Origin of the sequence: Pseudoalteromonas rubra (genome assembly GCF_005887095.1) — a bacterium.
GTDB lineage: Bacteria > Pseudomonadota > Gammaproteobacteria > Enterobacterales > Alteromonadaceae > Pseudoalteromonas > Pseudoalteromonas rubra_E.
Window position 1 is genome coordinate 179,826 of record NZ_PNCI01000017.1, and the last position, 13,341, is coordinate 193,166.

Annotated in this window: 14 protein-coding genes; 10 read left to right on the forward strand and 4 right to left on the reverse strand. The window is 49.1% G+C overall.

From position 1 onward, the window contains the following. Positions 1–9 precede the first annotated feature (9 nt). The 3 genes from gshB to ruvX all read left to right on the forward strand — a co-directional run bounded on the left by gshB (position 10) and on the right by ruvX (position 2,054). A complete protein-coding gene (gene gshB / locus CWB99_RS08580; protein WP_054014519.1) occupies positions 10–969 on the forward strand; it encodes a glutathione synthase in 960 nt (319 codons plus the stop codon). A gap of 18 nt (positions 970–987) precedes the next feature. Next, positions 988–1,545 (forward strand): YqgE/AlgH family protein, encoded by a 558-nt coding sequence (locus tag CWB99_RS08585; protein ID WP_138550479.1) that lies wholly within the window; start codon positions 988–990, stop codon positions 1,543–1,545. Between the two features lie 62 nt (positions 1,546–1,607). Then, the gene (gene ruvX, locus CWB99_RS08590) at positions 1,608–2,054 is read left to right on the forward strand and encodes a Holliday junction resolvase RuvX (RefSeq protein ID WP_138544015.1); all 447 of its coding nucleotides are present in this window, start codon (positions 1,608–1,610) and stop codon (positions 2,052–2,054) included. Here ruvX and CWB99_RS08595 read toward each other — a convergent pair. From CWB99_RS08595 to CWB99_RS08605, 3 genes are read right to left on the reverse strand one after another with little or no spacing between them, the layout of a single operon-like run. Then, on the reverse strand, positions 2,017–2,964 hold the full coding sequence (locus CWB99_RS08595; protein WP_249331794.1) for a hypothetical protein: 948 nt from the start codon (positions 2,962–2,964) through the stop codon (positions 2,017–2,019). The genes ruvX and CWB99_RS08595 overlap by 38 nt on opposite strands. Then, entirely contained in the window at positions 2,936–4,060 is a 1,125-nt protein-coding gene (locus tag CWB99_RS08600; RefSeq protein ID WP_138550508.1) for a PilT/PilU family type 4a pilus ATPase, read from the reverse strand. Before CWB99_RS08600 ends, CWB99_RS08595 begins: the two co-directional genes overlap by 29 nt. Before the next feature lie 15 nt (positions 4,061–4,075). Further along, positions 4,076–5,122, reverse strand: coding sequence for a type IV pilus twitching motility protein PilT (locus CWB99_RS08605; RefSeq protein WP_054014515.1), 1,047 nt, complete (start codon positions 5,120–5,122; stop codon positions 4,076–4,078). 29 nt (positions 5,123–5,151) lie between these two features. Here CWB99_RS08605 and CWB99_RS08610 point away from each other — a divergent pair, with 29 nt between their 5' ends. The 7 genes from CWB99_RS08610 (at position 5,152) to CWB99_RS08640 (ending at position 11,380) form a co-directional block, all read left to right on the forward strand. After that, positions 5,152–5,835 carry a YggS family pyridoxal phosphate-dependent enzyme gene (locus CWB99_RS08610; RefSeq protein WP_138550480.1) on the forward strand — a complete coding sequence of 228 codons (684 nt, stop codon included), beginning with the start codon at positions 5,152–5,154 and terminating at the stop codon, positions 5,833–5,835. Between the two features lie 15 nt (positions 5,836–5,850). Then, the gene (proC, locus tag CWB99_RS08615; RefSeq protein ID WP_138550481.1) at positions 5,851–6,672 is read left to right on the forward strand and encodes a pyrroline-5-carboxylate reductase; all 822 of its coding nucleotides are present in this window, start codon (positions 5,851–5,853) and stop codon (positions 6,670–6,672) included. 10 nt (positions 6,673–6,682) lie between these two features. Next, entirely contained in the window at positions 6,683–7,216 is a 534-nt protein-coding gene (locus tag CWB99_RS08620; protein WP_138550482.1) for a YggT family protein, read from the forward strand. Positions 7,217–7,234: 18 nt separating this feature from the next. Continuing rightward, positions 7,235–7,681, forward strand: a complete 447-nt coding sequence (locus tag CWB99_RS08625) for a DUF4426 domain-containing protein (RefSeq protein ID WP_138550483.1) — start codon at positions 7,235–7,237, stop codon at positions 7,679–7,681. Position 7,682: 1 nt separating this feature from the next. After that, the gene (gene rdgB, locus CWB99_RS08630) at positions 7,683–8,276 is read left to right on the forward strand and encodes an RdgB/HAM1 family non-canonical purine NTP pyrophosphatase (RefSeq protein WP_138550484.1); all 594 of its coding nucleotides are present in this window, start codon (positions 7,683–7,685) and stop codon (positions 8,274–8,276) included. Continuing rightward, positions 8,273–9,409: a radical SAM family heme chaperone HemW gene (gene hemW, locus CWB99_RS08635; protein ID WP_138550485.1), complete on the forward strand. Its 1,137-nt coding sequence runs from the start codon at positions 8,273–8,275 to the stop codon at positions 9,407–9,409. Before rdgB ends, hemW begins: the two co-directional genes overlap by 4 nt. 132 nt (positions 9,410–9,541) lie before the next feature. Next, positions 9,542–11,380, forward strand: coding sequence for a DUF885 domain-containing protein (locus CWB99_RS08640; RefSeq protein WP_138550486.1), 1,839 nt, complete (start codon positions 9,542–9,544; stop codon positions 11,378–11,380). On the opposite strand, the gene CWB99_RS08645 is transcribed toward CWB99_RS08640, so the two are convergent. Next, positions 11,377–13,197: a sensor histidine kinase gene (locus tag CWB99_RS08645; RefSeq protein ID WP_138550487.1), complete on the reverse strand. Its 1,821-nt coding sequence runs from the start codon at positions 13,195–13,197 to the stop codon at positions 11,377–11,379. The genes CWB99_RS08640 and CWB99_RS08645 overlap by 4 nt on opposite strands. Positions 13,198–13,341 lie beyond the last annotated feature (144 nt).

Consider the following 13,341-nt stretch of genomic DNA (forward strand, 5'->3'; position numbering starts at 1 on the left):
GTAACCCCAATGGCAGCGAAACTTGGGATCATCTCAGATCCAATCAGTGGCTTTAATATCAAAAAAGATACTGGCTTCGCCATGATGCTGGCAGCACAGGCACGTGGTTATGAGCTTTATTACATGGAAATGCAGGATCTGTACTTGTACCAGGGTGAAGCCCGGGCAACCGCTGCCAAAGCAACCGTGTTTGACAACGAACAGCATTGGTATGAACTGGCAGAGAAAGACGATATCGCACTGAGCGATCTGGATGTGATCCTGATGCGCAAAGATCCGCCTTTTGATACCGAGTATATTTACGCCACTTATATGCTAGAGCGTGCAGAACAAGCCGGTACGCTGGTTATCAACAAGCCACAAAGTTTGCGTGATGCCAACGAAAAGCTCTTTACAGCCTGGTTTAGCGAGCACACACCTGACACCTTAGTGACACGCTCAAGTGCGCAGATCCGTGAGTTTTTGACAAAACATGGTGACATCATTCTTAAACCACTGGATGGTATGGGCGGAGCCTCAATTTTCCGAGTACGTCATGACGATCCAAACATCGGTGTGATCTGCGAAACACTCACCGAGCACGGCAGTCGTTTTGCCATGGCGCAAAATTATGTCCCGGCAATCAAAGACGGCGACAAACGCGTTCTGGTGGTTGATGGCGAGGTTATGCCTTACTGCCTGGCTCGTATTCCGCAAGGCGGCGAAACCCGGGGAAATCTGGCTGCGGGTGGTCGCGGTGAAGCACGCCCTATCAGTGACAGTGACCGTAAAATTGCCGAAGCCGTTGCGCCTGTTTTAAAAGAAAAAGGACTCATTTTTGTTGGTCTGGACATCATAGGTGACAAGCTGACCGAGATTAATGTGACAGCACCAACGTGTGTGAAGGAAATAGAAGCCGCGTATGATATTTCCATCATGGACAAGTTTTTTGATGCCATTGCGGCAAAACTCGACCATACTAAAGAGTAACGAAAAGGGGGTCTCGCTATGCAATCACTCGCCAATCATTTTTTGGTCGCCATGCCAAATTTGCAAGATCCCTTCTTCAAGCACACAGTCACTTACATTTGTGAGCATAACGAAGAAGGCGCAATGGGCCTGGTCGTCAATCATCCTATTAATGTGACTGTGGGTGAGCTGCTCGACCAGATAGAAATAGATAACGACAAATCCAGTCAGGCTGCAGGCCAGTCTGTGTTTGCGGGTGGGCCAGTCCATACTGACCGCGGATTTGTTCTTCACACCCCTAAGCCTGGCTATGCGTCCAGTCGTGAGTTAAGTTCAGATATCATGATCACCACCTCAAAAGACGTGCTCGCATCATTGACCTCACATAATTGTCCGGATGCATTTATCATCACACTCGGTTATTCAGGATGGGAACAAGGGCAACTCGAAAAAGAGATCCTGGAAAACTCCTGGCTGATCATTGAAGCTGATCCGGCCATTATTTTTAACACCCCACCGGAAAAACGCTGGGAAAAAGCCGTCGAGATGCTTGGCATTGATGCCGGACAACTGAGCACTGAGGCCGGCCACGCCTGAGCACTTACTCAATCGCCACGCTGAATGTGGCGATTTCTGCGCCTAATGTTTGAGAATACACCATGAGCAATAACGAAAAAAAAGCACCCGGCCAGCGTACGGTCATAGGGTTTGATTTTGGTACCCGCAGTATCGGTCTGGCCGTTGGCCAGGAACTCACCGGCACGGCCAGCAGCTTAGGCGCCGTAAAAGCCCGTGATGGCATTCCCGACTGGCAGGATATCGCGCCCTATATCGAACAATGGAAGCCCGATTTGCTGGTTGTCGGCTTGCCATTAAATATGGACGGGACAAACCAGGATCTGACCTTCCGTGCCAAAAAATTTGCCAACCGTCTGCACAATCAATTCAGACTTCCTGTAGAGACTCAGGATGAACGATTGACAACCGCCGATGCCAAAGCGCGCTTATTTGAACAAGGTGGCTACCGCTCACTGGCGAAAGATAAAATCGATGGCATGTCGGCCATCATCATTCTGGAGAGTTTTTTTGAGGCGCAATGGGGTTAAGTACCCGGTAGCGCCTCAGGTCAGGTATAAACCCAGCCTGCTGATAGGCCTGACGGATCCGCCCTTGTGACCTGAGCTGGTTTAACCCACTTTGTAGGGCCTTAAATGCCCGTTCACCGTCAGGATGCAGCCGCGACACCACAAAGTGGCGGCTGCCATCAAGCTGGACTACTAAGTTTGGATGAGCCACCAGTAAAATGTCATTCAGTCTGAACTCATTATTCAGGCTTGGCATCAAAGGCATTAACATAAAGTCCACCCATTGACGATTGACCATCTGTGCCTGAGAGGCCCACACAGGCTCATTCATTAAATGCTTAAGCCCCAAACTGCTGAGTGTGTTCCAGTCAGTCCGCCAGCGGCTGGTTGACACCGCACTGAGTTCACGCAACTGACTTAAGCGGGTCAGACGTGCAACAGCCAGATTCTCCGGCGCATAAAAAATCCCGGCAAAATACTCTCCCCGTCGGATCACTGCCTCACTGATGAATAGTTTATCGGCCTTAGCCTGTGCATCATCAAGCCAGTAGCTATCAAAACTCAGCAGCAGCTTGCCCTGCTCCAGCAGATTGGAGTGACGAAAACTGACGTTTCCGGGTCGGTAGGTGAAGGTTTTCTTGAAGCCTCCCAGCGCCAGGGCCTGTTGTACCAGCACCATATCCACCACATCTCGGCGGATATAGTCGCCAGAGAACTGGGTGACTTCCAGTGGCGCCCGACCATTCAGAAACCGCAAATAATCGCTATACACATCATCACGGATATACATGTCTACCGCATTGTGTGTGTCACTATGTTGCTCGCTGCCCTTGGCCGTTTCCGGCACAGACAACATGCTGACAAGTAAACACAGGGCCAGTGTGGCCCCGTGAAACCCTCTGTCAGCGCTTTTTATCATCCAGGCCGTCAACAGTAACCCCTTGCAAAAAGCCCGCGCCTTGTTGCTCATTGTTCTGTAATTTAATCATCAGACGAAGATCGTTAGGTGAATCGGCATGGTGTAATGCATCGGCATAGTTGATCCTTTGTTGCTTGTATAAATCAAACAACGCCTGATCAAAGGTTTGCATACCCATTTCTTTAGACTTAGACATGGTTTCTTTGATTGAACCAATATCCCCTTTTTTGATCAGCTCCGCAATCATCGGAGAGTTAAGCAATACTTCAATGGCAGCTTCACGCCCTTCCCCTTTGGCCGACGGAACCAGCTGCTGCGCGACAATGGCGCGCAGATTCAATGCCAGGTCATATTTCAGCTTATCGTGCTTTTCCTTCGGTACCAGGTGCATGATCCGGTCAATCGCCTGGTTGGCATTGTTGGCGTGTAAAGTCGCAACGCACAAGTGGCCAGTCTCTGCAAAGCTTAAGGCGTACTCCATGGTCTCCCGAGAACGGATTTCGCCAATCAGGATCACATCGGGTGCCTGACGTAAGGAGCTTTTTAATGCCGCTTCGAAGCTCTCTGTATCCAGTCCGACTTCTCGCTGCGTAATGATACTCTTGCGATGCTGGTGCACAAATTCAATGGGATCTTCGATAGTCAGAATATGACCGCGCTGGTTACGATTACGATAGCCCAGTAAAGCCGCCAATGAGGTTGACTTACCTGTGCCGGTCCCACCCACAAACAACACCAGACCACGTTTAGACATGATCACATCGGTCAGCACCGAAGGCAGACCTAAATCGGTTACTTCAGGAATATCCGTTACGATACGGCGGATCACCATGCCTGCACAGTCTCGTTGCCAAAATGCAGAAACCCGGAAACGGCCAATCTCGTTCGCCACAGCAAAGTTACACTCTTTTTCGTCGTGAAACAGCAGCTTTTGTTTCTCACTCATGGCCGACTCGACCATAGCCAGCGAAGCCTGGGTATCGAGCACATCGTCATCCAGTGCACGTAACTCGCCGTCGATTTTAGCACTCACAGGCAATCCGGCTGACACAAACAAATCTGATGCGCCTTTGTCTTTCATCATTTGCAGATAATGTTCAAGCTCCATCATGACCTCCCGAGATTAATATGTGGTACCGAATTGACTCTTATCATGGGCTTTCGCCTGTGCATCCTGATTGGTGATAAGACCACGATTCACCAAATTGGTGAGGCATTGATCCATGGTCTGCATACCATGCATTGCACCAGTCTGAATGGACGAATACATTTGTGCAATTTTATCTTCGCGGATCAGGTTACGAATAGCCGGGATCCCCATCATGATCTCATGGGCGGCTACCCGGCCACCGCCGACTTTTTTCACCAGGGTTTGCGAAATAACCGCCTGCAATGACTCAGACAGCATAGAACGCACCATGTCTTTTTCCTCACCAGGGAAGACGTCTATGATACGGTCAATGGTTTTAGGGGCTGAGGTAGTATGTAGTGTACCGAACACCAGGTGACCGGTTTCTGCGGCAGTCATGGCCAGTCTGATGGTTTCCAAATCACGCAGCTCCCCCACCAGAATAACATCCGGGTCCTCACGCAGGGCACTGCGCAGCGCGGCATTAAAACTGTGCGTGTCACGGTGCACTTCACGCTGATTGATCAGGCTCAACTTGTTGTCGTGCACAAATTCAATCGGATCTTCAATGGTCAGAATATGGTGGTGCTTGTTGCTATTGATGTAATCTACCATCGCAGCCAGTGTTGTTGACTTACCCGACCCGGTGGGGCCCGTGACCAGCACTAAACCACGCGGACAATCCGAAATTTTTCGGAAAATGTCGGGCGCGCCAAGGTCTTCTAATGTTAGCACTGAGCTGGGAATGGTCCGAAACACCGCCGCAGGGCCGCGACTGGCGTTAAACGCATTGACACGAAAGCGCGCCAGGTTAGGTACTTCAAACGAGAAATCCACCTCAAGATTTTGCTCATAGTCCTTACGCTGGTTATCATTCATAATATCGTAAACGAGGCTGTTAACGTCCTTCGCTTCCAGTGCAGGAATGTTTACCCGGCGTACATCGCCATCGACACGGATCATCGGTGAAACCCCCGACGAAAGGTGTAAATCCGATGCTTTGTGTTGCACACTAAAGGCCAATAATTCAGTAATATCCATCTAAGACTCCACAACGAGCAAATAATAATATGGTTACAATAGCAGAACGGCTGAACAACGCCTATGATCGCATAGCAAAAGCACAGCAAAAGTGTGCCACAGACCAAGAGGTCGCATTACTGGCCGTATCAAAAACCAAACCTGTCGAACTCATTGAGCAAGCATACGCTGCCGGGCAACGCCGGTTTGGTGAATCCTATGTTCAGGAAGCCGTAGATAAAGTTCGCTACTTTCAGCAGCAAAAAGACATTGAATGGCATTTCATTGGTCCCATTCAATCTAACAAATCGCGCCAGATTGCAGAGCACTTTTCCTGGGTACAAAGTATCGATCGCCTCAAGATCGCGCGTCGTCTGAATGAACAAAGACCCAATAACCTGATGCCGCTTAACGTTCTGATCCAGGTAAATATCAGTAACGACGAGCAAAAATCAGGATGTGCCCTGGATGAGCTTGATGAACTGGCCGCCTATATCGACGGCGCGCGTCAGCTGCAGCTGCGTGGACTCATGACAATCACAGCACAAACCGATGATGCCCAACAGCAGCTTGAATATTTTAGCCAAATGAAGGCTTGCTTTGATAGACTAAAGGCTCAATATCAACAGCTGGATACCTTGTCGATGGGCATGAGTGGCGACCTTGAAATGGCAGTTCAGGGTGGTGCAACCATGGTACGCATAGGCACGGACATTTTTGGCAAACGACAATAAGGTGACACACTCCTAATGGCTAATAAAACGATTGCATTTATCGGGACCGGAAACATGAGCTACGCCATTATTGGCGGCATGATAAAAAACGGCTTTGCTCCACAGAGCATCATCGCAACCAATCGCAATGCTGAGAAGCTCGCTAAGGCCCATGCCGATTTCGGGGTGCGTACTGAGCAAGATAACCTAAAAGCAGTTCAACAAGCCGATGTCATTGTACTGTCTGTGAAACCGCAAATGATGGCCGAGCTGTGCCAGACTTTTGTGGACGCCGGGCTGGATATCAGCACTAAGCTGTTTGTCTCTGTCGCGGCGGGGATCACCGTCAAACGCCTCAGAGAGATGCTGGCGCAAGACGTTAAGCTTGTACGCTGTATGCCGAATACCCCGTCATTGCTTGGGCGTGGCGTTTCAGGTCTGTTTGCCGCAGATATCAGTGATGAAGAAAAAACCTATATCGAACAGGTATTTTCGTCGACTGGCATCGCCATTTGGCTGGATGAAGAATCACAGATCAATGATGTCATTGCCGTTACGGGCTCTTCACCTGCCTACTTTTTCCTGTTTATGGAAGCCATTGAAGAGAAAGCCATTGCGCTGGGCTTTTCACCGCAACAGGCGCGCGCCCTGGTGCAACAGACCGCTCTGGGCGCTGCAGAGATGGCGCTGTCTCAACCAGACATCAGCATTGCACAATTGCGTGCTAACGTGACTTCCAAAGGCGGCACCACACACGCGGCCGTTGAACACTTAAAAGCAAACCAGCTACCAAACACTGTAGCCGATGCCATGGATGCCTGTATTGCACGGGCAGAAGAAATGGAACAACAAATCTAGAGGACACACAATGAACGCCATGCAATTTTTGGTAGGGATTATTTTTGACCTGTTTCTGATGGTCGTACTGTTGCGTTTTTGGCTACAATTAGTCAAAGCTGATTTTTATAACCCGCTGAGTCAGGCCGTGATCAAAGCGACCTCTTTCGCCGTTAACCCACTGCGAAAACTGATCCCGGGGTTAGGCGGGCTGGACCTGGCCTCATTGGTGTTGGCGCTGCTGGTCGGTTTTGCCAAAATGTCGGTGTTGATGCTGATGTTTGGCGGCTACTGGGACGCTATGCAGGCAGCCATTTCTGGTGCCTTGACCGTGGTCAAAGAGGCCTTTTCACTGGTGTTCTGGGTGTTAGTTATCCGTGCCATTCTTAGCTGGGTGGCTCAGGGCTACAACCCGATTGCTGCGGTATTCAGCCAGCTTACTGAACCTATGCTGCGCCCAATTCGTAAAATTATTCCACCGCTGGGCGGCTTCGATTTGTCGATCCTGGTGGTAATAATTGGCATGCAGTTTTTACAAATTTTAATGATGGATCTGCTTCGTTAAGCATTCGGAGTCGTAACAATGAAACCCTTTTTGACACTTATTTCAATGCTGGCCATGCTGCTTTTAGCTCAGCCAGCACAGGCTTCCAATCCACAAGGTGGCCAATACAAACAACTCGGCGACTGGCAGGTACACTATATCGCCTTCCCGTCTACCTTTATTCAACCAAATATTGCCAGCGCATATGGGTTAACCCGGAGCAACAGCAAGGCCATCATTAATATTTCCGTTCTGGCTGATGATGCCAACAACACAGCGCAGCGCGCCATACTCACCGGTCAGGCGCGTAACCTGATCGGCAATAAAACCACCTTAACATTTAAAGAAGTAGTTGAAGGCGATGCGGTATACTATCTGGCGCAGATGGATGTGGATCACGAAGACACCTATCGCTTCGAAGTCACCATCCAGCAGGGTAACACGCGCCACGTGCTTAAGTTTCAGCAAAAGTTTTATGTAGATTAATATGACCAGACAAATCGTTCTCGCCACCGGTAATCCGGGCAAAGTCGCCGAGCTTGGCAGCATGCTTAAAGATTTGAATATCGAAATCCTGCCGCAAAGCCAGTTTAACGTAGGTGATGTCGCAGAAACCGGCACAACCTTTGTGGAAAATGCCATAATTAAAGCCCGCCATGCAGCCAAAATCACGGGCTTACCTGCCATTGCGGATGATTCAGGCCTTGAAGTTGATGCCCTCAAGGGGGCACCAGGTGTGTATTCAGCCCGCTATGCTGGTGCAGGTGCCAGCGATCAGGACAATATCGATAAACTGCTTGAAGCAATGACAGGCGTTACAGAGCGTACAGCGCGATTCTGGTGCGTACTGGTTTACATGCGCCACGCCGATGACCCTACGCCGGTCATTTGTCAGGCCAGCTGGGAGGGGCGTATTACCGACGATCAGCAAGGTTTACAGGGTTTCGGCTATGACCCGGTTTTCTGGGTTGAACAAACGCACTGCACCTCAGCTCAGCTGAGCAAAGAAGAGAAAAATGCCCGCAGTCACCGCGGTCAGGCATTACAGCAACTGCTGGCGCATTTTAAAGGTCAGCTGTGAAACTCCCACCGTTAAGCTTGTACATTCACGTGCCCTGGTGCGTGCAAAAATGTCCTTATTGCGACTTTAACAGCCATGGTCAAAAAGGCGAGATCCCGGAGCAGGAGTATATTCAACACCTGCTCGCGGACTTGCGAGCCGACCTGCCGCTGGTACAGGGCCGTAAGCTCCACAGTATCTTTATTGGTGGGGGAACCCCCAGCCTGCTCAGTGGCGCAGCTTATACTCAGCTGCTGGGTGAAATTGAAGCGCTGATTGGCTTTGCTGATGACATTGAAGTCACCCTGGAAGCTAACCCGGGTACGGTGGAAACGGATCGCTTTAAACACTATGTTGCCGCAGGTATTAACCGCATTTCTATCGGCGTGCAGAGCTTGCAAGCAGATAAGTTAAAAGCGCTGGGCCGTATTCATGGTGAACAAGAAGCACGACATGCCGCCTTTGAAGCCCACGATGCCGGGCTTAATAGCTTCAATATGGATCTGATGCATGGTTTGCCGGATCAGTCCGTTGCAGATGCACTAAGCGATCTGCAACAAGTGATTGATCTCAATCCACCGCACCTGTCCTGGTATCAGCTCACCATTGAGCCAAACACACAGTTTGCCTCTAAGCCACCGACGCTGCCTCAGGACGAAATCTTGTGGGATATTCAGGAGCAAGGCCAGGCACTGCTTGCCAAACATGGCTATCAGCAATACGAAATTTCCGGCTATGCCAAGGCCGGTTATCAATGCCGACATAACCTGAATTACTGGCAATTCGGCGATTATCTGGGTATTGGGTGTGGAGCTCATGGCAAAATCACACAACCAGACAGCAATGAGATAGTGCGTACCGTTAAGGTCAAGCACCCGCGCGGCTACATGGATCTCACTAAGCCCTATTTATACGACAGCTGGCAGGTAGAACCCGCCGATCGCCCGTTTGAGTTCTTTATGAACTGTTTTCGCTTACATGAGCCCTGTGAAAAACAGGATTTTTGCGATTATACCGGCTTATCGCTGAGCGATATTGAACCTGCGATTGTCCAGGCAATTGAACAAGAACTGTTAATAGATCAGGGCGATTCATGGTTGGTAACAATTAAGGGCCACAGATATCTGAATGACCTGCTAGAATTGTTCGTCTGATACCTGCTCTTAGGATAAGATTGGGCTGGTAAGCTTGCCGGTAGATGGAAAGTCACCTGCCGGAGACAATTTTTGTTGGTGACAATGCATCAACACCCGAATCCAAGTGGAACACAATAAAAAAGGTAACCCATGCGTAAAATGACACTCCTTGCCGCAGCCGTGGCAGCAGCGCTCCTCTCAGGTTGTCAGCAAACTGCAGAGCAACCAACTAACACCGCTAAGGCGGAAGTAACACAACAAGTGGTACAAAGCGAAGTAGAAAAGGCCAATGCCTTTTTCGATGAAGTTTTTATGCGCGGCGTGATGCGCAGCCCGGTTTACCAAACTTACCTGGGTATTAAGCAAGACTACGACAAATGGGACGATGAATCAGAAGCACGTCAACTTGAAGATCTTCAGTTGACTAAAAAAGACCTGGTTGCCCTGCAAGCCATTGATCGCAGCAAACTGGATGCACAGACCCAGGTCAGCTACGACTTGTTTAAGCAAAACCTGGAAAATGAAATTGCCGACTTCCAGTGGCGTTTCCACAACTATCCGGTTAACCAGATGTACGGCACGCACTCTATGGTCCCGGCATTTTTGATCAACCAACACCAAATCACCGACGTTAAAGACGCCAAAGCGTATATTTCACGTCTGAATGGTGTACCTGCGGTATTCGACCAGCTGGTAAAAGACCTGGAGATCCGTGCCGACAAAGGGATCATTGCCCCTAAGTTTGTTTTCCCTCACGTGATTGACTCAAGCAAGAACATCATTAAAGGTGCGCCATTCGTTGCAGGCGAAGACTCAACTTTACTGGCTGACTTTAAACGTAAAGTCAACAAGCTGGATATTGCAGACAACGAAAAACAAGCCCTGATCGGCGAGGCCACTGAAGCACTTAAAACGGCTGTTAAGCCAGCTTACAGCATGTTGATTGGCTACTTACAGCAGCTTGAAAAGCGTGCCGACACCCGCGATGGTGCCTGGAAGTTCCCTGACGGTGAGAAGTACTTCAACAACGCCCTGGCACGTACCACCACCACAGACTTAACCGCCGCAGAAATCCACAAAATTGGTTTGTCTGAGGTTGCACGTATTCATGATGAAATGCGTGAAATCAAAGAAAAAGTTGGCTTCAAGGGCGATCTAAAAGCCTTTATGCAGTTCATGCGCACCGACAAACAGTTCTACCTGCCTAATACCGAAGAAGGCAAAGCCAAGTACCTGGCAGACGCAACTGCCATGATCGACAACCTGAAAGGTCGTCTTGATGAGCTGTTCATCGTCAAGCCAAAGGCCGACATGATAGTTAAGCGCGTAGAAGCCTTCCGTGAAAAATCAGCGGGTAAAGCCTTCTATCAGCAGCCAGCGCCGGATGGCTCACGCCCAGGTATCTACTACGCTAACCTGTATGATATGGAAGCGATGCCAACCTACCAAATGGAAGCATTGGCATACCACGAAGGTATTCCTGGCCACCATATGCAAATCGCCATTGCAATGGAACTGGAAAACATGCCTAAGTTCCGTAAATTTGGCCGCTACACCGCTTACACTGAGGGCTGGGGACTGTACTCTGAGTTTGTACCAAAAGAAATGGGCCTGTATGAAGACCCATATTCAGACTTTGGCCGCTTAGCGATGGAACTATGGCGTGCTTGTCGCCTGGTCGTAGACACGGGTATCCATGCAATGAAGTGGACGCGTCAGGAAGGCATTGATTACTATGTTAACAATACGCCAAACGCGAAGTCTGATGCAGTGAAAATGGTAGAGCGCCACATTGTGATCCCATCTCAGGCGACGGCTTACAAGATCGGTATGCTGGAAATTCTTGAACTGCGTGAAGCTGCTAAGAAAGAGCTGGGCGATAAGTTCGATATCCGCCAGTTCCACGACGTAGTATTGAAAAATGGCCCTGTACCACTTAACGTACTAGAGCAGTTCGTGAACGAGTGGGTTGCCAGCAAAAAAGCTTAATCACATGGCTCTGGTGATACCATCTTAAATGCGGTATTTGCCAAAATAATGTGTAAGCAAGCCCCGCCATGTGCGGGGCTTTGTATTTTAATCTCCCCGCCAAGCTTTTGAGTCACCAGATTGTAGATAATACTCAGCCCCAGCCCTGTGCCACCCGAATGACGCTTTGACGTGACAAAAGGTTCAAAAATCACAGGCAACAGCTCTTTATCAATCCCCTGTCCATCGTCTTTAAAATAGAAATGCACATAGTCATTCACGATATGCGCCGAGACAATGATGGTCAGCTTTCTGTCCGGATGTTTACCATGCAAAAGACTGTTATTCAGGCTATATCCGATGATTTGATTAAACACATTGGGATAGCTACTGAGGATCAGGTTATCCGGTATTTCGACTTCAATTTTGTACTCCTCCTCTGGCAGTTCGCTGCGATAACAGTCAAATACCCCTTCCACAAGAGTTTTCAGATCAAACTCCATTTCGGTATCATAATGCTGCTGTGCCGATACCTTTTTAAAGTCGTCAATAAGTGAGGCTGTACGATGCAGGTTGTTTTCCAATAAAAAAAGTGCCGACTCAGCCTCGCCGATAAGATTGGTCAGCGTGGTTTTCTTCAGCTGCCCACTATCCAAATCGCGACGCATATTCTCAACCTGCGCTTTAAGATGCGACTGACTGGTAATGGCAATGCCCAGTGGGGTGTTTAGCTCATGGGCAAAGCCACTGACCATATTGCTCAGACTGGCCATTTTGGCCTCTTCAATTAACCGTTGCTGAGCTGCACTAAGCCGGGCCATCAAAGTTTCAATAAAGTCCAGCAGTTCATCCAGATGGTGACCTATTTGCGCAATTTCATCCTCACTTTTGAGGTTTACCCGTAAAGAAAAGTCTTCATGCTTAGCGACCCTGACGAGCACTCTGCCAATGGCCATAACCTGCTGGGATACGCGACTGTTCAGATAGTACAAAAGAAGCAGGCTAAAACCGCTACTAAGTACAATGGATAGCAAACTGATCAGGATCAGCTGTTGCTGCTCCTCCTGGAATGCACTGAAAAGTTGTTTGGCCACAATCGTAAAATGGCCACGTATCGCCAGTTTCAGCTCTCCTAACTCACCACGTACGCCCTGATTATGATCCAGCCCCTGTTTTTGCAACACATTGGTATACACGACAAAGCCATTCTGATAATGCTCCAGCGTCAACAGAAATGACTCTGCACGCTCAGGAAACTGTGCCCGGATACGATTTTTGGCTTGCAGGATCAGATCGCCATGCTGATTAAGGTAGCTTCTGTCGAGCCTGAGCAGAAAGTCTTTTTCCCGTCGCCTCAGCTCCAGGAGTAAGATTTCCAGTTGCGGATCTTGCGCCTCTTTGGCTAGTGCCTGCAGAGCATGGGCTTTACTGCGGAACTCACCATACACGCCATCGTCTTTATCGTAGCCCAGCAATGCCTGCATAGAAGCCAGCTGCTCATACAATTCGGCAAATTGGTTAACCTGCTCATCGAGCTTAAACAACAGTTCAAGATGTTGATGATCAGTCACCAGTAAAGCAACTAACTCATTGAAGCTATCCCGATACGCATAACGATAGTCATCAATGGAGAGCAACGAAGCTTTCTGCCTTTCAATCACAAACCGCTCTTCCTGATCCAATAGCCGCTGGATCTGGGTTTGTAGTTTAAATAAATGATCGTTGAGTTGCTTGCTGTGATCCAACTCCCGGTAAAGAAACCAGCTGACCGTCGCAATAATCAACGCCGCACCAATGGCGGCCACTTTGAATAACAAAAGTGACTGTTTTAACTGCACAAATAAGTTCCTGACTTGCCCCTAGTCTTCCTAAGCTTAGACAACTTAATCGCGTTCGGCGAACATTGCCCGAGACTTTGCATCATTCATTCGTGGTTAAAAATACGCTCATTACACAAAGCTGCGCATCGCCGTTTGGGAGGG